This is a genomic window from Pelomonas margarita (assembly GCF_043555875.1).
In the GTDB taxonomy this organism is placed as follows: Bacteria; Pseudomonadota; Gammaproteobacteria; order Burkholderiales; family Burkholderiaceae_C; genus Pelomonas; species Pelomonas margarita.
The window spans coordinates 296,177-315,946 of record NZ_JBIGHW010000006.1 but is presented as its reverse complement, the minus strand read 5'-3'; the positions used below and the strand labels follow the sequence as shown (position 1 = coordinate 315,946).

Here is a 19,770-nt window from a genome sequence, read left to right as displayed (position 1 = left end):
CCGATGAGCTCCCAGCCCTTTCTTCCCTTTGCCCTGCCCGACATCGGCGACGACGAGATCGCCGAAGTGGTCGACACGCTGAAATCCGGCTGGATCACGACCGGCCCCAAGGCCAAGCGCTTCGAGCAGGCCTTCGCCGAGTTCCTCGGCGACCCGCAGATCGAATGCATCGCCGTCAACTCCGCCACGGCCGGCCTGCACCTGGCGCTGGAGGCCATTGGCATCGGCCCCGGCGACGAGGTCATCACGACGACGCACACCTTCACCGCCACCGCTGAAGTCGTGCGTTATCTCGGTGCCGACGTGAAGCTGGTCGACATCGATCCCGCGACGCTGAACATCGACATCGCCGCCATCGAGGCGGTGATCACGCCGCGCACCAAGGCCATCATGCCGGTGCACTACGCCGGCCTGGCGGTGGACATGATCGCGGTGCTGGACATCGCGCGTCGGCACGGCCTGCGCGTCATCGACGACGCGGCGCATGCGCTGCCCACGACGCTGGAGAAGGAACTGATCGGCACGCTGGGCACCGATGCCACGGTGTTCAGCTTCTACGCCAACAAGACCATGACGACGGGCGAGGGCGGCATGCTGGTCACGCGCAACCCGGAGATCGCCAAGCGTGCGCGCATCATGCGGCTGCACGGGATGAGCCGCGACGCGTTCGACCGTTTCACGGCCAAGGTGCCAAGCTGGTACTACGAGATCGTGGCGCCGGGGTTCAAGTACAACCTGACCGACATTGCGGCGGCGCTGGGGCTGCACCAGCTCAAGCGTTTGCCGGCTTTTCAGGCCCGTCGCGAGCAGATCGCGGAGCGCTTCAACGACGCGTTCGCCGACCTGCCGCTGATCCTGCCGCCCGTTGCGCCCGAGGGCGACACGCACGCCTGGCACCTGTACGTAGTGCGCCTGGCTGAAGACGCGTCGATCACTCGCGATGCCTTCATCGAAGGCATGTTTGCGGCGGGCATCGGCTGCAGCGTGCACTACGTGCCGCTGCATCTGCATCCGTACTGGCGCGACCGCTACGGCCTGACGCCAGAGCAGTTCCCGCAGTCCCAGAAGGTCTTCGAGCGCACGGTCAGCCTACCGCTCTACACGGCGATGAGCGATGCCGATGTGGAGCGCGTCATCGCCGCCGTGCGCGCACTGCTGGGCTGAGCGCACCTTGGCCAAGCGCTTGTTTGACGTGATTTGCTCATTGTTGGGTCTGCTGCTGCTGTCGCCGCTGCTGCTGGCCGCAGCTGTGTGGGTCAAGCTCGATTCGCCCGGCCCGGTGCTGTTCCGCCAGATCCGCGTGGGCCGTTTCGGCGTGCCGTTCACCATCCACAAGTTCCGCACGATGCGAGCCTCGGCGGGGGCGCAGATCACGGTCGGCGAAGACCCGCGCATCACCCGCGCTGGCCGTCTGCTGCGTGCCACCAAGCTCGACGAACTGCCGCAGCTTTGGGATGTGCTGCGCGGCGCGATGAGCCTCGTCGGCCCGCGACCCGAGGTGCCGCGTTACGTGGCGTTGTACCCGGCCGAGCTGCGCGACGTGGTGCTGTCGGTGCGGCCGGGCATTACCGATCCGGCGTCGCTGCGATTTCGCAACGAGAGCGAGTTGCTGGCGCACGCGGCCGACCCCGAGCGCGAGTACGTGGAAGTGGTGCTGCCGACCAAGCTGCAACTGGCGGCCGACTACGTGCGCAGCGCCAGCCTGATGGGCGATGTGCGGCTGATCCTCGCCACGCTGGGCGCGTTGAAGAACTGAAAGCCGACGATGAACTGGTTGTCTCTGGATGCCTGGCTGACGCGCATCCGTCCTCACCGCGAGGCGCTGGCGCTCGCACTGGACATGGCGGCTGTGGCCGTTGCCTGGCAGGCCACCTACCTGTTCCGCCTCGGCTTCGAGCGCTGGTTCAGCGCCCGGCCCGACTACGACCACTGGGTGCTGCTGGGCGTTGTCGCCATCTACGCGTTGCTGTTGAAGCTGCTGAAGGTGCCCAAGGGCATGTGGCGCTTCAGCGGCTTCGGCGAGATCAAGCGGCTGGCCGCAGTCTGCGTGGCCTCCGGCCTTCTCGTGGCTGTCGTCGTGTTGATGGCCCAACTGACCAAGGTGCCGCGGGCTGTGCTGGCGCTACACCCGCTCTTCACGCTGATGGCGCTGGCCATGATGCGCATGGGCTACCGCATGCTGTACGAGCACATGCGCAGCCGCATCAGCGGCAGTGCCCAGGAGCAGCGGCGCGCCTTGGTCATGGGCGCAGGCGACGCCGGTCGGTTGCTGGTGGCTGGCATCCAGCACAGCCAGGGCTGGGTGGTGGTCGGCTTCCTCGACGACGCACCCGGGAAACGCGGTGCCCGCGTGGCCGGTGTGCCGGTGCTGGGCGCGCTGGAGGAGGCTCCGCGCCTCGCCGAACTGCACGGCATCACGCACATCGTCGTCGCGATGCCGGCGGCCACGATGGGCCTGCGCCGCCGTGCGCTGGAGCTCGCGGGCCAAGCTGGGCTACCGGTGTTGACTGTGCCGAGCAGTGAGGAACTGCTGGCCGGCAGCCATGTCGACCAAGTGCGAGACATCGAACCCGAGGACTTGCTGGGCCGCGAGCCGGTGGAGCTGGACGAAGGCGGCATCAGCGAATGTCTGAACGGCAAGGTGGTGCTGATCACTGGCGCGGGCGGTTCGATCGGCTCCGAGCTGTGCCGCCAAGTGGCTCGTTATGGCCCGTCAAAGATCGTGCTGTACGAGCTGAGCGAGTTCAATCTCTACACGATTGAGCAGGAACTGGGCGAGACCTTCCCGCACATCCCGCTGGTGCGCCTGATCGGCGATGTGAAGGAGCTGGAACACCTGCGCCACGTCTTTGGCAAGTACAAGCCGCAGATCGTGTTCCATGCGGCGGCGTACAAGCATGTGCCCTTGATGGAAGAGGAGAACGCTTGGGCGGCGCTGCGGAACAACACGCTGGGCACCCACAACGCCTGCCAGGCCGCCGCAGAGTGCGGGGTTGATCGCTTCGTGCTGATTTCTACGGACAAGGCCGTCAATCCGACCAACGTGATGGGGGCGACCAAAAGGGCTGCCGAGCTCATGATCAGCCACATGGCGGGCCAAGGCCACACGACGAAATTCATGGCGGTGCGATTCGGGAATGTGCTGGGCTCAAGCGGAAGCGTGATCCCCAAGTTCAAGGAGCAGATCGCCAAGGGCGGGCCGGTGACGGTGACGCATCCCGACATCACGCGTTACTTCATGACGATTCCAGAGGCGGCAAGACTGGTGGTGCAGGCCTGCGCGATCGGCGAGACCGGGCAGGTCTATGTGCTGGATATGGGGAAGCCAGTAAGGATCTTGGATTTGGCCGAGACGATGATTCGGATGGCTGGACGCTCAGAAACAGAGATTGGCATTCGGTTTACGGGGCTGCGACCGGGAGAGAAGCTGTATGAAGAGTTGCTTTCTGACATGGATAAGACAGTGGCGACCCGTATCCCACGCTTGCGCGTCGCGATCATTGAACCTTGCATAGCCGAACGCGTTTTGGCCTATGTCGCATTCAGCGCGAAGCAAGTCGTCCAGTATGGCGAAACCGATGTCGTCAAGCTCCTGATCAACTGGTTGCCGGAATATCGACCTGCCGCGGCTCAACCGAGGGGACGGCCCCAAGTCTCTGACGCGCAAATTTCCCAGCAGCTACAGCGCTCTCAAAATACCTGATCAGGCACAAAGTTTCGCTGATGCATTTCGCAAGCCGGCTCGAGGGTTGGTAACCGTACGCCTCAGAGCCCGACAGTGAAACTTCGCCGCGCAGGCTGCTCTCGCAGCGGCCAGCGGGGCAGCATGCTTTGGCGTTTTGAGCAGAACCACTACGAAGTGCGGGCTCGGCCCGGCTCAGTCGATCAGTCCTGCACGCCGAGCGGCTGCAGCGTCGACGACCGCCCAACCTGCGACGGTAAGGCGATCGAGGCCCCGGAGGGTTAGCGCCTGGGCGGGCATCTTCCCGTCGCTTTGCGGCGCAACGCCCAAGCGGGGATAGTGCCAGCGGCGGCCGCCGGTGTACTTGAGGCAGAGCAGGAGGTTCATGACCAGGCTTTCCGCTAGCAGTCCGCGACCAGCCCTTGCAATACGCGGAGGCTGCGCCTTCGCGCTGGCGGCGATGCGATCGGCCCAGCTCGATGCGGCTGACCCGTTCAGCAGGAACTTGTGGAAACCGGCGGACAGTCCTGTCGTTCCCAGCGCGGCGCGCACAGCCGCTTCGGCCACGACATCGACGTCGACGGCATTGAGCGGGGCTGCGCCGCCGTGCGGCAACACTACGGCCAGTGATTCTGCAGCATGGTCGAAAAAGCGGTTCCAGGACCCGCCGGCTCCTGTCACGATGGTGGGCTGCAGCATGAGGATCTTGGCTTCCGGGTACTTCTCCGAAAGCGTGCGCAGACTGCTCTCAAGTCCTTGCTTGCCTACGATGTAGGGTAGCCGCAGCGACGAGTTTGGGCTGGCCTCGTCCACCCGATCGCGAAGCGAGTCGTAGGTGGAGTAGGTGCCAAAGAACACGAAGGATCGGATGCCCGCCCGCATCCCGGCGTCTACGAGCCGGCCGGCAAACTCGCCCTCCCGCATTGGCTGATTTGGATCATAGGCTGCGTGGATCACCACGTCGCAGTCAGCGACGGCTGCAGAAACAGAACGTTCGTCCGCATAATCGATTCGAACGCGCCCTGGCGCCTGTCTGGCCGGCGCGTCGGCACGCACGCCCGACAGCACCGATAGCCTGCCGGCGGCGCGTTTTGCAATCGTTCTTCCGATGAAGCCTGTAGCGCCTGTGAGCAGTGCCCTGGGCAGGCCTCCGGGCGTATCGACGATTGCCTGTACGTCCGTTCGGGTATCAGTGGCGCGCAGAAGTGGCTGCAGATGATCGAAAAGTCGATGCGCCAGCGCACAGATTGTCAGCGAAGGATTCGCGTTACCCACGCTCGGGAACACGGAACCGTCGCAGACCCACACATTGTTTGCGGCGTGCAGCCGTAGGTCTGAAGAAACGACGCCGTTCTCGCCTGTCGCCGACATTCGCATGGTGCCTAGATGATGCGCGGCCGATGTGAAGTGCTCGCGCCAATGCTCGATCGTCGGTGCGGCGGTGAGTGTCAGCCCCCCAGTTTGCAGACTAGGCGCGATCACCTCCTTGAACATGACGTCCAGTCTTCGAAGATCGCCGTCCGGGACATGCCAGTGATAGCCCCCCTCGCGCAGGCCGTCAGCCGCCGGGGCGGCGCGGAGCTGGACGCGACTAATCCGTTCGCTGCCCTGTTCAGTCACGAAGAATAGGTCTGCGTGTCTATACCGCACCGGCAGTGCGAACCGATTGGCAACGGCTCTGTAGGCCACGCGGGGGTGTGCGAGGATCGTCGCCAGGTCTTTTATGCGGACGCTGCTGGGGCGACGCAGCGCGACCATGCTTAGCAGTATTTTGTCCTCTACGTCGTTGCTGCGTTCGCCGAAAGAGGGCCTGAGATAGAGGTTGGAGTTGCCGAAGGTCGGGATGTCCTTGGGACGCAGACCGATTCTGACGCGATTGCCCATGCCGTCGGACATGTCGGAGTAGAGCGGTGCGCGCCTCGGCTGTTGGACCCGGACCTTACCGACGAAGGCCATCGGGTGGTCGCCTAGATACCGTCCGACATGGCCCATACGGTTGTAGCGGCCGCCGGGCTCGCCGCCCGGGCTGTTGAGCAGCACGACCGGCGATTCGAGCGCGCCGGCGGCGATGACAATCTGCGAAGCCACCAGCCGATGCAGTTCGCCGCCTCGGTTCACGATGACCGCCTCAGCGAGCGTGCCGTCTTGCGACCATTCCAGTCGCCGTGCTCGGCAACCCCGTAACAAGGTCAGTTGTCGTTTGCGCTCCAGTTCCAAAAGTATCGGCTTGAGGCGCGTGGGCTTGTGCAGTACTCGGAACAGCTTGGGTGTGACCCGGGTGAAATCAACCCCGAGGTCGGTCGCATGCGCGCTTAATTCAGCTGGCCAGTGCCCCAATTCAAGGCGTGTCGGCTCGCGGAAACCCAGGAACGTGGCAGCAGCGGCCCAGTAGGGAACCAAGGTGTCGCGTGTGATCGGCCAGCCCGGGTGGCGTTCGGGACGACTGTCTTGGAAGTCCTCCTCGTCCAGCGGTGCAGTAACGCCGTGCCAGAGATTCGTGCCTCCGCCGATCTCAATTGCACGGTTCTTCGCTATGCCGAATGGGCGGCCCGTTGCCGGCTCGTCGGCGATCGACCATTCCCGTTCGTCACCGGCCTCGATGACAACAGGGTGGTATCCGGCCCGGGCTAGTAATACGGCAAGCGTGCCGCCTCCCATGCCAGATCCGATGATGACGATCGAGCGGTCGCCATTGATGGTCTCGAACGACAGTTGCTTCATCCGGGCATAGCCTCGCTCATGCTGGATAGCGCGTGTGGCGGCTCGCGCGTAGGGCAGTCAACATCACAATGAACATGATGAACTCGCCCAACAGAATGGAAAAGATGCCGCCTTGGGGGCCCCAATAAGATGTCAAAGGATGAACTAGTGCCATCGTGCTGGCTGCGCCAGCAATGGCGGCGCCGACAACGACCACGTCGCGCTTTCGCGGCAGCAGGTAGTTCAGGCCAAGGGCAGCGTTGATCGCCAGTAGCGGTAAACCGATGGCGTATAGGCGGAGCAGTTGAGTTGTGTCGGCATGCCACCCACCCCAGAACAGCAGCACAAGCCAAGGCGCTGTCAGCGCCACGAGCACGGCAGCCAACGAACTGACCCCTAGCTGGTAGAACGTCGCCCGAAGCGCCGTGCGACGAGCTTCGCTGTGGTCCCCGTTCTGTTTGACGATAAGTGCGTAGCTGGCCTGTGACACCACCAGCAGTACCGATTGGGCAGCGGTGAAGATGCGTTCTGCACGTTGGAATCCGAGCAACTCCGGACGGGTCAGCATATAGGCAATCACAACTGGTACGCCGAGATGCACAGCATTGGCAGACGCCTTGTGAAGGAAGAGTGGGAAAGATTCTCGTAGAGTCGTCATCACCATCCGCAGCGGAATCCACTCGAACCCGTGAGTGGCATGGATGCCCAGAATCAACACCATCGTCGCAATGAATCGCGGTATGACCCAGGCGATGGCGAGCGCGCCAGGATGGGGGATATGCTGCGCAGCGACGGTCACTGATGCTAAAGCCACAACGCTCGCCGCGATCTCGATTTTGATCAGACGCCAGTACGTTTCGTTCGCCTGGAAGTACCACAACGGTCTGGCACCGTAGGAGAAGATCGCCATGCAGACGCCCAGTAGCATGTCCGGCGTCACAGTGATCTGCGTGCCGAAGGCGGCCACGCTAACAGCAATCGCCAGCGCGATGACTAGCAGCACCGCCTTGGCGGCATGAATGGATGAGTAGGTCCGGCGTTCGGTCCCGGTGGTAATCGCCTCACCTGCCATACGGACGGCAGACAAGTGGAATCCGTACTCCACGATGATCGCCAGTAACGCTGCCAGCGACTGCACGTAGAGAAACCCCGAGAGCGCAAGCGGCGGGGCCAGTCGCCCCGCCGCCGCAAGCGTCGCAAAGGGCACAACATAGCCGGCGATCTGTATCACCCCGAGGGACATCGCGGAGCGAATCATTGAGAGACTCCGCGCTTTGGGAACACTCGGCGAGTCAATGCAACGGCTATGCGTAGTAATTCGAAGCCCAAGTGCCGCAGCATCGACAGCGCGAACGTCGGGTTGGCCGTCAAGATCAGCTCGCGCAATAACAAAGCCTGCACGTTCGCTATGTTCCGGCGTGCGGCTTGCAGCGATGTGCTCTGACCGGCGTGGATGCGGTAGAGGAGCACAAGGTCGGGAATATTCGCGAAGCGTTTTCCCGCTCGGCGCATACGCAGCCACAAGTCCCAGTCCTCCGCGTACAGACCGTAGGCGTAACCGCCCACCTGGATTGCGTCAGCGCGCCGCATCATGACGGTCGGATGTGGGATGCAGGATTCGTACGGCATGCGTTCATGAATCTTGTCGGGGTCCAGTCTCAGCGAGGTGGGTTGACCTATCAAATGGCCGCGTTCGTCGATGTGCTCATAGTTGCCGCCGACCACGCTGACGCTAGGATTCGCGCGCAAAAAATGCAGCTGACGGGCCAGGCGGTCTGGTAACGCGAGGTCATCTGCGTCCATGCGCGCGATGAACTCGCCGCGAGCCTGGTGCAGGCCGACGTTGAGGTTGTAGGGTAGTTGCCCCAGCGGCGTGCGCAACGGCCGCAGGCGTGTGTCTCGCGTTGCCAGCATTTGCAGATGAGCCCAGAGTTCGTCGCTGCAGTTGTTTGCGACCACCAAAAGTTCCAGGCTTTGCATCGATTGCGTGAGGATGCTCTCGATGGCAGAGGTTAGGAAGCCGTCGTCGCGATTGACGGCCATGACCACGGAGACGACAGGCGTCGCGGCCTCAAATTCGAGGACGGGGTCATTTGAAGACATAAGCGAAAACTCGGAAGCTGCGGAGGAGGCGGAGCAGCCGGAAAAAGCGAGGTTCAGACACGAGGCGGTAAATGCCCTCCATCCCGATGGATTGAACCCAGCGTGGGGCGCGCTTTATCGTGCCGCCGAGGAAGTCGATGCTGCCGCCGCAGCCCATCACGCACTCGACGCCTGCGACACGCAGTGCATCGAGGTTGTCGGCAATCCAGCGTTCCTGTTTTGGCGCGCCGAGCGCGACGAAGAGGTAAGCTGGCCGCGCAGCGCTGATACGTTGTAGCGCCTCTTCGGTCCAGGTCGCGGGCAATGGCTCCTCGGCGATCGGCGGCGAGTAGCCAAGCACCAGACCACCATAGAGCTCCTTACTCGCCTTTACCGCGCGCTCGTTCGCCGCAGGTGAAGCGCCAAACAGGAAAGAGGTTTTGCCTGCTTCAGCCGCTTCCTTCAAGTACGTGTAGATTAGATCCGAACCGCTCAGTTTCTCGATCTGTGAGGCCCTGTCGCGATTGAGCATCCGCGCCAGGGCGAATGGCACCTGGCCGTCGAAGGTGGACAAGTGGCTTTCGATTAGTCGACGGAAGTCGACGTCCTCCTGGGCGCGCACGATGAAGTCCGCATTGACCGTCACGATGAACTTCGGCATGTCCGGTGCCCGCCGGATTGCCTCAAGGTTGTGGCCGCGAAAGGTCAGCCCGGCAAAGGGCACGGGCTGTGATGTTTCATGACCGGACGCTGACATTCAGGCACTCCTCCAACTTCGAGCGAGCGGCTTCGGTTGAGAAGTGCCGAGCCGCGTATTGTTTTGCTTGACTGCTGGCAGTTGCCCAGCCTGTCGTGTCATTGATGAGCTCGCGCACCGCCTGGCGGAAGCCGGCCGGATCGTCGCTGACGCGTACTGCACCCTCCCAACCTGGTGGGAATCCTTCGATGCCGCAGGAGGTCGTGACCACCGGCAGCCCGCGTGCAAGCGAATTCACGATCTTGATCTTGATGCCTGAGCCCGAGAAGACGGGCGCGATCATGACGCCTGCCTCGGCATAGAGCGGCTCGACGCTAGGGACGCGTCCGAGAAACTCCACTTTTGCTGCTGATGGCAATTGAAGCCAGGCGGGCACCGGGGGGCCGCCCACCACTTGTACGGTTTGGGCGATGTCTAGGTTCGGCAGAACCTCGCGCAGGAACCAGTCTAGGCCCTCGACATTTGGTATCCAGGTCAAGGTTCCGGCGAACAACACATGACCGCCCGGTCGGCCTGACGAGGCTGTGCCGGCATTGACGCAAGGCAGGATCGCCGTGATGTTCGATGCGGGAATGCCGGTGGCGATGAGTTCCTGACGATCGGCTTCGCTGATTGAGTGCACGGCGTCTGCCTGCACGCCGATTCGTCGCACATAGCGGCGCACGCGCTTCGCTTCGAGGCTAAGCAGGTACTTGAGTGCACCCTGGTGAGCTTCTGCTGCGCGCTGGAAGATCAGATGTTCGGCGTTATGCAGGTTCAGCAGGCGGCGGGCGGCTGGATTGAATCCCTTTGATGCCGGCCACATCAGCCAATGATCCACGTACACCACGTCGTAGGTCGTGCCTGCGTGGCGATCGACCAGGGCGCGCAACTCAGCGATGTTGTTGCGCCAGACGCTCAGCGGCATGCCGCGTAGCATTGACTCAGCCCAGTGGCGCATCGTCCGGGGCTTTAGCTGGCCTGCAGCGTGCACCGGCCGACCACCAAGGAGCTCAGACAGACGACGCAGTTGCTCGGGGGCATCCTCAAGGCAGAACACATCGACGTCGGCAAGTGTGGCTAGCCCGAGCAGCCGATCCAGGGTGAACTGCTTCCCGCCCGAGTCAGCATCAATCGGGTTGGACGGCGTCAGGAATGCGAGGCGTGGGCGAGTTATATCGGCGGAAGGATGGCTAGCCATAATGATTTAGCGATTGGGAGCCAAGGGCGAGCCCAATTGCTCGTGGTCCGCGCGACCGGCGAAGTAGCCTCGGAGCAGGGTCCATGGCATCTTGAAAGAGAGGGCGCCGGGGCGCAGTACGAACGCAGCCAGCGAACGCAGCCATTTATATCGGAAGTAGCTCGCGGCGTAGGGATAAGGTCCCTTGGCGCACCATCCCAAAAAGTAGGCCAAGGAATGGTGATTGCGACTGTTCGTGGCGATCTTGTGAGGATGGAACACCGGCGCGTCGTCTAGGCTCAGCACGCGTATCCCTGGCGCCGCGTCCAATGCGTGGAAAAGAAAAAGCGTTTCCTCGCCTTGCGCGATGTGGCAGCCGAGTCCGATCTTCTCGTTGAATCGCAGGCGAAGACCTAGCTTGGCGGGCATGTCGATGCCTATGGACGTCGCGCAGTAAAGCAACCGGTCCGGCGCGATGAGCGAGTGACGAGGCAGGCCGCGGACGTCGGTGACGGCGAACGCGCGGCCGTTGGCCGGGTCGTAGGCCGGGTGTACCAGGATCGCTTCGCGAGCGATCGCCTCGAGCCCTGCGTCAAAGAATGCCTGTGTATACCAGCAGTCGTCATCGGCCAGAATCAGGCGCGTGGTCGGCCCCAGTTCTGCAGGATCGAGGCGCTGAGTGAGGTTATCCAGCAGACGGTTCCGAGCCACCGACAAGGGAATGCGGTTAGGGCTAGATAGCCGGAGAAATCTCCGTCCCCCATCCGGTAGCTCTGCTGCACTGCCACACTGCTCCAGCAGGGCAATAAGGATTCGGCCGTCGGCGGGAACGGACGTAATGAGCCTGCGCAGTTCTGCAGGACGGCTGCCGTCGGTCGTGACGAGAAGAATGTGAGTCAGCATTGGTTGGCTGGTGCTGCGTGCGGATGTGAGGGTGCGAGTGCTGTTGCCAACCTTCCGCCAATTGCGTATATCGCATAGAGCGTGACCACCTGGAGGACGAGATAGCTCACCTCGCCGCGGTTTAGCTCCAGCGCGTGGGCGTACACGATAAATCCGACAAGGGGCCTTCGGCGGGCGATCCGGAGCAGCAGGCCGAGCATCAGGCCAGCAACAAGGGGAAAGGCGAATCCGGCAGCATTGCCGAATGTGCACCACGCTTCCGCCATGGGGACGATGGAGAAGCCTTCCTGGCCGTCGTAGAGATAGTTCGACAGCGATTGCGCGAGCGAGAACGGCTTGTCGTCCCACAAGATCCGAGGGACGAACTGCAGGCCTGTCATCAGGTAGCTGTTGACGCTCGACTCATAGAAGCTGCATTCCGACGCTATGGTGGTCGGGAAGGTCAGGAAGGTGAATACAAACTCGCCACCGAGTTGCAGTGCGATGGAGGCGAAGCCATCAGCCTCTCCTGAGAACTTGTCGTAGAAGATCGCCCGGACCGACATCGCCACCATCGCGACGGGTATCGCCATCGTGATCGTGCGCAGGCGCGGTACACCGAAACGCAGGGCGCCGTAGATCGTGCCGAGCAGCGCCGCCGCGATGATCTTTCGACCTCCCACCGCCGAGTCCATCGCACAATAAAGGGCCAGTAGCATGGCTGCAACAATCAGGCGAGTCCGGACGCCTCTGTGGTTTGGCGATCGAGCGGCCTGGAGAATGGCGGCAAAGTAGAACAGCAGGTGCATCCAGCCGAGAAACACCCATTGGTACAGGTTGAAACTCTGGGCGACGCCCAAGCGCCCCGCTTCGGCTGAGATATCCCCAGCGATGGTCGAGAAGTAACCAAGCGACGTAAGCATCAGCAGTGCGTTGCCGCCGATGATCCACCTTGACGGCGCTACGGCGAGACATCGGACTCCTTTCGCTGACGACGTTGCGTGATTGGTGCCGCGCCAAGCGTCCAGTGTTGCCAGCATGCACATGATCACCAGAGCTACTGTGGCTTGCGCCTGGGCGATCGCCGTGAACTCCTCGGAGGTCTCCAGTCCGGGATAGACGAGGTCGATGCCGCTTTGGAGGATGAACGGATAGGTGTTGTTGTACAAGAAGAAAGCAATCAGGAAAGGGGGCCACAGGCTTACTTCCTGATCCCGGGACGCCGACACGCGCACGCTCCACAGGCTGATCAAATATGCGACAAAGCAGAGGAGTGCTGCCAGTAGCGTGGCCGAGAGGTCGCTTGCCTGGAGTGTGGTGATCCCTGCTGCGAGGTAGCACGCGAGCAGTACGGCCACCTTCAGCGAGTTGTTCACCATGATGTTGGGCTCAAGCTTCTACCAAAAACGCGCGTCGTCAATGGACGCTGTTAGCGCAGCCTGAACACCGCGCGCGTGACTGCACCGACGATGCCGACCATCATCGCCAGCATAGCCAGAGAGCTGCGCTTGGGCTTGCTCCGCTTCTCCGGAGGCGTGGCCACATCCAGAACTTGAATCAATGTTCCCTCGCGCGCTTCATCCGTCTTTGCGAGCTCGAACTGGCGGCTGAAAATTTCGAACAAGGCTTCCCGATACTTGTAGTCACGGTAGGCGCTTACGTAATCCTGGTTTCCGGAAGACGTTCCAGGTAGTTCCATCTGCGTGAGTTGCCCGCGCAGTGCAGACAGCGCAGAGAGGGCCTGTTGAACTTCCGGCGCACTATTGGCGAGGCGTTGGCGTAGGGCCGCCAAGCGGATTTCGGTAGCAGAAACCTCGGCCTTGGTCCGCGCGTAGATCTCCGCTGCGGCCTTGGGTTCGTTCTTCAGAGCGCCGGCTGTGAAGCCGGTTTCTTGCAGGCGCACCTGGGCTGTGACCATTTGATCCCGGGTGCCCTCCATTTGCTGTTGGAAGAACATGCGGCGTTGTTGAGCCTCTGTGACAGCGAGTCCGTTCGTGAGTTTGCGCAACTCTGTCACGTAGGCATTTGCCATGGCTGCGGCCCGCTCCGGGTCGTGATCATCGACATCGATGGAAATGAGGTTGTCTTTCCTCCCTGCGGTGATGCGTACGTTATCGCCCAGTTCCTTACGGGCGTCCATCATGTACTTCGAGTCGTATACCTTGCTCAGCGCAAACTGCTCAATGATCCGATCCGAAAGGGTGACGCTCTTCATTAAGGCGACGTACTGGTCGGCCGGGCTCTTTATGCCTGTTGCCGCCCCTGTCAAACCGGACAATGCACCGAGAGAAGCCAAGGCGGCGGCGGCCGTGTTCTGCTGCTGTTGCGGGCTGATAAAAGTTGTGCGCGCCGTGTACGTAGGCGGAATCAGGTGGCTGAGCCCGTAACCGACCAGACCTGTCGCCAGACCCGTGCTCAGTATGAACTTCCAGTCAGATCGGATTGCGCGCCAAGCAGCGTGGGGGTCGAAACCCGGCGCCTGTGCGCCCTTACTTTGTTCAGACATTTGTTGGGGGGAGCTCCGTGCCCTGACGGGCGCGCTGAAGATTAATTGCGAATCGTCTTGAGGGCTGCGGCACCTAACCCGAACTGCGCCAGGATCTGCGTCCAGTCCTTGGCCTCTTGCATGAACGTGGTCTTGTTCATTTCCTCCGGCACGAAAACAGTGTCTCCGGGCAGTGCTGTTATGTTTGTCAAGGTATTGCCGCCAAACCAGCCGCTGCGCGATTGACGCGCGCTGATCACACTTCCGTTTGCGCGCAATACAAACATGCTTGCTATATCGGCGCCGCGCGTCGCCCCCCCGGCCAAGCGAATGGCGTCTTCGATCGAATTGCCGGTTTTGACCAGATAACTGCCCCCGTTGAATACGCTGCCGAACACGCCCACCGTGTTGGGCATGGATGGCACATAGAGCCGATCACCGTCTTCAACGGCAAGCGGAGGCAGGGTTCTAGTGGTTTCGCTCATATCCAGCACGATGCGGCCGGTCGGTCGCACGGCACGCAGCCGTTCAATCAACTTGGCTGTTCCGGTCTGCTGCTGGTTCAACGCGATAGCGCCGTCCGAGTTGCTGATCTTCTGCGTCGAGGTTGAGCGGGTGAAATCGGTTTCGAGGTCACGCAGTGCGCGGTCGTATTGCGCCTCTTGCGCGCGCTTGACACTTTCGCGAGTGAAGTCGGCGCCAAACAGATAGGCTTCCTTTGTGAGGCCTCCGGCGGCGGCCAGCGCATCGGGCAAGGTGCTGCCGGGCGGCAGGATGTATTCGCCAGGCTTGCCGACCTCGCCTTCAACCCGCACCCGCTTGTATTGCTTGGCTTGTGGCAATGCGACGGTGACAGTATTGAAGGCGCGCAGTACATCGCCGTTCACGAGTTTCATGGAGTTGGACTCCGGGAGAGCCAGTTCTACCACTCGGTGGTTGTTGCGGTCGCTCAGGCGTTCCAGCGACAGTCGGCTTGTGTCGGCAACCGTGGCGAGGCCGCCGGCGTAGCTTGCAGCATCGGCCACCGTTTCGTTGTCCTTCAGTTCGACGACAGCCCCACGGTTGAAGGTGCCGATCAGGCCCACCTGTGGCCCTACAGGCCCCACATGAACCACGTCGTCGGCTTGCAGTGGAACGTCAGCTCGTTTGTCGCCCTTGACCATCAGGTCGTACAGATCGAAGCGGCTGACCACTTGGCCATTGCGACGGAGTTCAATGTTTCGGAAGCTGCCGCTGCTGGATGGGCCGCCCGCCTGTGCTAGTCCAGACATGACGGTAGCCAAGCTGCTGACGCTGTAAGCGCCTGGGTGTGTCACGAAGCCGGTAACGTAATACCGGATGCTGCGCAACTTGCCGAGACTCGCGCTGAGCTGAAAGTTCTTGAACACTTGCCCGACACGGCGCGTCAGCAGTTCATTCAGGTCGCCGTGCCGCACTCCCGCCACCACCACGGGGCCAACGCGCGGGATCACGATCCGACCGACGCGGTCCACCGTGAGTCGCAGATCGGCATCCACGGCCCCCCAGGTCGTCAATTGAATCTCATCGCCAAATCCGACGATGTAGTCGGGCGGCACTTGGCGATTCGATTCAACAAGCGAGGCATTTCGGTTGGGGAGCATCAATTCAGCGCCCAGTCGACGAACGCTTGCGCCGGCGAGGTTGCTGACGTACGCCTCGAATTCACTGAGTGGCCCCGGCTTCAGGGGTTCCGAACGAGACTGTTCAAGAGGTTGGTCCGCGGGAGATGCTGATCTGGCGCTGGGCTCCTCGCTCGCTGCGGGTGCACGTGTCGTGCTATCGACAAGCCGAATCGGGCCGGATGTCGCCTGCTCGATATCTGCGGCCATAGAAGCCGTGCTGGCCATCGCGTTGCAAGCGACGAGTGCTGCCGTCAAGTGGCCGAAGATGCGAGACCGGCTGAGGAGTTTCATCGAGGGCGGGATCATTTGTGGCGGGATGTGGCGGGCGCGACACGCCGCATAGGTGAAGGTGAATTCTAGTGGTCGCTACAGGGCAGCCTTGGGCTTGCCTGCTTCGTACACTAGCGCCAATGCTTTACCTTCTGGTGTCGTTCTTCGTGGCCGCCGTGGTGACCCTGCTGGTCATCCACTCCTCTCGTAGCCATGCGCATTTTTCGGCTGATGCAGACCTGTCCGGGCCGCAAAAGTTTCATGCCGCACCAGTGCCTCGCATCGGTGGCGTGGGAATGTTTACGGGCTTGGTGTGTTGTGTCGGCGCCGCAGCGGTAACAAATCGTGCCGAGTGGGTGTTGGGGGCGTTGTTGTTGGTGTGCGGTTTGCCGGCGTTTGCCGCAGGGCTGATCGAAGACCTGACCAAGCGTGTGTCGCCAGCCAAGCGGCTGTGTGCCACGGCGGTTTCCGCTGCGCTTGGCATCTGGCTGTTGGATGCGACCATCTCGCGAACCGACGTCCCTGGGCTTGACTGGCTGCTGGCTGTGGCAGCGGTTGGATGGGGCGTCACTGTTTTGACAGTGGCGGGTGTCGCCAACTCAGTCAACATCATTGACGGCTTCAACGGGCTCTCGTCCATGTGCGTGAGCCTGATGCTGCTGGTGTTTGCGTACGTCGCCTACATGGTGGGTGATGTGCCGCTGGCGGTGTGGGCCTTGGCGGGGGTTGGAGCGGCTCTTGGGTTTTTCGTCTGGAATTTCCCTGCGGGCCTGATTTTTCTCGGTGACGGCGGTGCTTATTTCCTGGGCTTCTACCTGGCGGAGATCGGCATCTTGCTGGTGGCGCGGAATGCAGAGGTGTCGCCGCTGTTCCCGCTGATGGTGTGCATCTACCCGGTGTTCGAGACGCTGTTTTCGATGTACCGGCGCAAATTCATCCGCGCTGTGCCGACTTGGTTGCCGGATGGGATCCACCTGCACTCCCTGGTCTACCGCCGGCTGATGCGCTGGGCGATCGGGGCTGCTGACGCTCGCATCGTGACGCGACGCAACTCGATGACGGCACCTTACCTGTGGATGCTGTGCATCACGTCCCTGGTGCCGGCGGCGCTGTTCTGGGACTCCACGCCATGGATGGCTGTGTGCCTGCTGTTGTTCGTGACCATTTACGTGGGGCTCTACCGTCGAATCGTCCGGTTCAAGACGCCCAAATGGCTCGTCGTAACGGGCAAAAACATGCCCGCCAGCATGACCGGCGATAATCGTCGGCTATGAGCGACACCGCCTCCCCGTCCGTCCAGCCTGACCTTGCAGGCGCTGAGCCCGCTCCCCCGGCCCGTTTCGACACCCTTCCCCTCGACCCCAAGCTCCTCCGTGCGGTCGCTGATTCCGGCTACCTGACGATGACGCCCATCCAGGCCAAGGCGATCCCCATCGTCCTGGAGGGGCGCGATGTCATGGGCGCCGCGCAGACCGGCACCGGCAAGACCGCAGCGTTCTCGATCCCGTTGCTGCAGCGCATGCTCAAGCACGAGAACCCCAGCGTGTCGCCCGCCCGCCACCCGGTGCGGGCCCTGGTGCTGGCGCCGACGCGCGAGCTGGCGGACCAGGTCGCGGAGAACGTCAAGAAGTACGCCAAGCACACGAATCTGCGCTCTGTCGTCGTCTTCGGCGGCGTTGACATGAAGCCGCAGACGGCCGCGCTCAAGGCCGGCGTCGAGGTGCTGATCGCCACGCCCGGCCGACTGCTGGACCACATCGAGGCCAAGAACTGCGTGCTGAACCAGGTCGAGTACGTCGTGCTCGACGAGGCCGACCGCATGCTGGACATCGGCTTCCTGCCGGACCTGCAGCGCATCCTCAGTTACCTGCCCAAGGCACGCCAGACGCTGCTGTTCTCGGCGACGTTCTCGCCCGAGATCAAGCGGCTGGCGCAGAGCTATCTGCAGGATCCCATCCTTGTCGAGACCGCGCGGCCCAACCAGACGGCGTCGACCGTCGAGCAGCGCTTCATCAGCGCCACCGATGACGACAAGCGCGCCATCATCAAGCAGATCTTGAAGGAGCGCGCCATCCGTCAGGCCATCGTGTTTGGCAACTCCAAGCTGGGCGTCGCCCGTTTGGCGCGTGCCTTCGAGCGTGACGGCCTGCGCACGGCGGCGCTGCATGGCGACAAGTCGCAGGACGAGCGGCTCAAGTCGCTGGAAGCCTTCAAGCGCGGCGAGATGGATGTGCTGGTCGCGACTGACGTCGCGGCCCGCGGCCTGGACATCGCGGATCTGCCGGCGGTCTTCAACTTTGACGTGCCGTTCAACGCCGAGGACTATGTGCACCGCATCGGCCGCACGGGCCGCGCGGGTGCGTCGGGCCTAGCGGTCACGCTGGTAACCAAGTCGGACGCGCGCCTGGTGGCGGACATCGAGAAGCTCATCAAGCGCGAGATCGTGCTGGACAGCTTTGAACTCGAGAATGAGCGGCCGCGCTTCGAGCGTCGTCCGCGTGAAGATGCGCCGGAGCGCCAGGAGCGCTACGAGCGCCCGGAGCGCCCCGCGCGAGCGACCAGCCCCGCGCTGCGCACGCCAGCGCCTTCCGCCGACCCGTTCTTCAACAAGCCCTACGAAGCCAGCTCGCGCGACGAGCCGCCGGCCTGGGAGAAGGCCAAGGCGGCCGCGCCGGTCAAGGGCCTGTCCAGCTACATCAAGCCCAAGAAGCAGGTCGCGGCGCTGTTCGGCGTCAAGAAGCCGGCGGCGCCGGCCGAGTCCTAAGCCAGCAGCGCGAAGACCGCAGGGATGCGGTCGGGCAGGGTGGTGCGGTTGGCGCGCCAATCGGCCACCGTGGCGGTCTGTGTCCAGCCGCCCGGCAGCGTCAGGCCCACACTGACCGACAGCCGCGTCGACGGCTTCAGCGCGGCCAGCAGCGCCTGGCGCAGCGCCTCGTTGCGGTAGGGCGTCTCGATGAGCAGTTGCGTCTGCTGCGCCTTGACGGACATCGCCTCCAGCTCGCGGATGCGCGCGGTGCGGGCCGCGGCGTCCACCGGCAGGTAGCCGACGAACGCGAAGCTCTGGCCGTTCAGGCCGCTGGCGGCCAGCGCCAGCAGCAGCGAGCTCGGCCCCGACAGCGGCACCACCTCGATGCCGGCCTCGTGCGCCAGCGCCACCAGCCGCGCGCCGGGGTCGGCGACGGCGGGCAGGCCTGCTTCCGACATCAGCCCCACGTCGTGTCCGGCCAGCGCCGGCGCCAGCAGTGCACGCCAGGCTGTCGAATCGTCGCCCGCCGGCCGGCTGCCCTTGGGTGGCCGCGGCAGCTCGGCGATCTGTAGCGCCTGCAGCGGCTGGGCCAGCGGCGCGATGGCGTCGATGCGCTTGAGCAGCGCCCGCGTCGTCTTCGCGTTCTCGGCCGCCCAGTGCGTCAGCCGTGCGGCGGTCTCGATGACGCGCTGCGGCAGCACCTCGCGCAGGTCCAGCGAATCGTCCACGCCGAAGTCCAGCGTGTTGGGCATCAGGATGAGTCGGCCGTGCTTCATGCCAGAGGCTCCAGGCCGGCGCGGCGCAGCAGCGCGCAGGTGCGGATCAGCGGGAGGCCGATCAGCGCGGTGGGGTCATCGGACTCGACGGCGTCCAGCAGTGCGATGCCCAGGCTCTCCACCTTGGCGCTGCCGGCGCAGTCGTAGGGTGTGTCGGCGCGCAGGTAGGCCTCGATGGCCGCGTCGCTCAGTTCGCGCACCCGCACCCGCACCTCGGCCCGCTCGATGGCGGCCATGCCGGGGGCAACCACGGCCACGGCGGTCTGGAACACGACCTCGCGGCCGCTCATGCGGCGCAGTTGCGCGGTGGCGGCGTCGTGGGTGCCCGGCTTGCCCATGGCGTCGCCCGCCAGGTCGGCGACCTGGTCGGAGCCGATGACGATGGCGCCTGGGTGTTGCGCCGCCACGGCCCGGGCCTTGGCCAGGGCCAGGCGTTCGGCCAGCGCCGCCGGCGCCTCTCCGGGCAAGGCGGTTTCATCGACTTGTGGCGCCATGGCGTCAAAGGGCAATCGCAGCCGGGCCAGCAATTCCTGGCGGTAGCGCGATGTCGAGGCGAGGATCAATCGGGGCATCGCGGCATTTTCGCCC

The 19,770-nt window shown here is 63.3% G+C and carries 16 protein-coding genes; 5 read left to right on the top strand and 11 right to left on the bottom strand.

What is annotated here, in order from left to right:
- The first annotated feature begins 3 nt into the window (after positions 1 to 3).
- Genes ACG0Z3_RS13565 through ACG0Z3_RS13555 form a run of 3 tightly spaced genes read left to right on the top strand, consistent with a single transcriptional unit; the run spans position 4 to position 3,703 of the window.
- The gene (locus tag ACG0Z3_RS13565; RefSeq protein ID WP_394398215.1) at positions 4 to 1,164 is read left to right on the top strand and encodes a DegT/DnrJ/EryC1/StrS family aminotransferase; all 1,161 of its coding nucleotides are present in this window, start codon (positions 4 to 6) and stop codon (positions 1,162 to 1,164) included.
- Positions 1,165 to 1,171: 7 nt separating this feature from the next.
- Positions 1,172 to 1,756: a sugar transferase gene (locus ACG0Z3_RS13560; RefSeq protein ID WP_394398213.1), complete on the top strand. Its 585-nt coding sequence runs from the start codon at positions 1,172 to 1,174 to the stop codon at positions 1,754 to 1,756.
- A 9-nt stretch (positions 1,757 to 1,765) separates the two neighbouring features.
- Positions 1,766 to 3,703 carry a polysaccharide biosynthesis protein gene (locus tag ACG0Z3_RS13555; protein ID WP_394398211.1) on the top strand — a complete coding sequence of 646 codons (1,938 nt, stop codon included), beginning with the start codon at positions 1,766 to 1,768 and terminating at the stop codon, positions 3,701 to 3,703.
- A 174-nt stretch (positions 3,704 to 3,877) separates the two neighbouring features.
- Here ACG0Z3_RS13555 and ACG0Z3_RS13550 read toward each other — a convergent pair whose 3' ends face one another.
- Genes ACG0Z3_RS13550 through ACG0Z3_RS13510 form a run of 9 tightly spaced genes read right to left on the bottom strand, consistent with a single transcriptional unit; the run spans position 3,878 to position 15,681 of the window.
- Positions 3,878 to 6,403: a GMC oxidoreductase gene (locus ACG0Z3_RS13550; RefSeq protein ID WP_394398209.1), complete on the bottom strand. Its 2,526-nt coding sequence runs from the start codon at positions 6,401 to 6,403 to the stop codon at positions 3,878 to 3,880.
- A gap of 16 nt (positions 6,404 to 6,419) precedes the next feature.
- A complete protein-coding gene (locus tag ACG0Z3_RS13545; protein WP_394398207.1) occupies positions 6,420 to 7,640 on the bottom strand; it encodes a lipopolysaccharide biosynthesis protein in 1,221 nt (406 codons plus the stop codon).
- Entirely contained in the window at positions 7,637 to 8,485 is an 849-nt protein-coding gene (locus ACG0Z3_RS13540; RefSeq protein WP_394398205.1) for a glycosyltransferase, read from the bottom strand. Before ACG0Z3_RS13540 ends, ACG0Z3_RS13545 begins: the two co-directional genes overlap by 4 nt.
- A complete protein-coding gene (locus ACG0Z3_RS13535; protein WP_394398203.1) occupies positions 8,472 to 9,221 on the bottom strand; it encodes a WecB/TagA/CpsF family glycosyltransferase in 750 nt (249 codons plus the stop codon). Before ACG0Z3_RS13535 ends, ACG0Z3_RS13540 begins: the two co-directional genes overlap by 14 nt.
- The gene (locus ACG0Z3_RS13530) at positions 9,202 to 10,401 is read right to left on the bottom strand and encodes a glycosyltransferase family 4 protein (protein ID WP_394398201.1); all 1,200 of its coding nucleotides are present in this window, start codon (positions 10,399 to 10,401) and stop codon (positions 9,202 to 9,204) included. Before ACG0Z3_RS13530 ends, ACG0Z3_RS13535 begins: the two co-directional genes overlap by 20 nt.
- Before the next feature lie 6 nt (positions 10,402 to 10,407).
- A complete protein-coding gene (locus tag ACG0Z3_RS13525) occupies positions 10,408 to 11,283 on the bottom strand; it encodes a hypothetical protein (protein ID WP_394398199.1) in 876 nt (291 codons plus the stop codon).
- The gene (locus ACG0Z3_RS13520) at positions 11,277 to 12,641 is read right to left on the bottom strand and encodes a hypothetical protein (RefSeq protein ID WP_394398197.1); all 1,365 of its coding nucleotides are present in this window, start codon (positions 12,639 to 12,641) and stop codon (positions 11,277 to 11,279) included. Before ACG0Z3_RS13520 ends, ACG0Z3_RS13525 begins: the two co-directional genes overlap by 7 nt.
- A gap of 50 nt (positions 12,642 to 12,691) precedes the next feature.
- Complete coding sequence (locus ACG0Z3_RS13515; protein ID WP_394398195.1) at positions 12,692 to 13,768, bottom strand: Wzz/FepE/Etk N-terminal domain-containing protein; 1,077 nt, start codon at positions 13,766 to 13,768, stop codon at positions 12,692 to 12,694.
- A gap of 41 nt (positions 13,769 to 13,809) precedes the next feature.
- Complete coding sequence (locus ACG0Z3_RS13510; RefSeq protein ID WP_394398193.1) at positions 13,810 to 15,681, bottom strand: SLBB domain-containing protein; 1,872 nt, start codon at positions 15,679 to 15,681, stop codon at positions 13,810 to 13,812.
- A 119-nt stretch (positions 15,682 to 15,800) separates the two neighbouring features.
- Here ACG0Z3_RS13510 and ACG0Z3_RS13505 point away from each other — a divergent pair, with 119 nt between their 5' ends.
- Both ACG0Z3_RS13505 and ACG0Z3_RS13500 read left to right on the top strand, forming a co-directional pair.
- Positions 15,801 to 16,934: an MraY family glycosyltransferase gene (locus ACG0Z3_RS13505; RefSeq protein WP_394398191.1), complete on the top strand. Its 1,134-nt coding sequence runs from the start codon at positions 15,801 to 15,803 to the stop codon at positions 16,932 to 16,934.
- Positions 16,931 to 18,424: a DEAD/DEAH box helicase gene (locus tag ACG0Z3_RS13500; protein WP_394398189.1), complete on the top strand. Its 1,494-nt coding sequence runs from the start codon at positions 16,931 to 16,933 to the stop codon at positions 18,422 to 18,424. Before ACG0Z3_RS13505 ends, ACG0Z3_RS13500 begins: the two co-directional genes overlap by 4 nt.
- Here the strand turns inward: ACG0Z3_RS13500 and ACG0Z3_RS13495 are convergent.
- Both ACG0Z3_RS13495 and ACG0Z3_RS13490 read right to left on the bottom strand, forming a co-directional pair.
- Positions 18,421 to 19,182 (bottom strand): SAM-dependent methyltransferase, encoded by a 762-nt coding sequence (locus ACG0Z3_RS13495; RefSeq protein ID WP_394398187.1) that lies wholly within the window; start codon positions 19,180 to 19,182, stop codon positions 18,421 to 18,423. The two genes, ACG0Z3_RS13500 and ACG0Z3_RS13495, sit on opposite strands and share 4 nt — an antisense overlap.
- Positions 19,179 to 19,754 carry a Maf family nucleotide pyrophosphatase gene (locus tag ACG0Z3_RS13490; protein ID WP_394398185.1) on the bottom strand — a complete coding sequence of 192 codons (576 nt, stop codon included), beginning with the start codon at positions 19,752 to 19,754 and terminating at the stop codon, positions 19,179 to 19,181. Before ACG0Z3_RS13490 ends, ACG0Z3_RS13495 begins: the two co-directional genes overlap by 4 nt.
- Positions 19,755 to 19,770 lie beyond the last annotated feature (16 nt).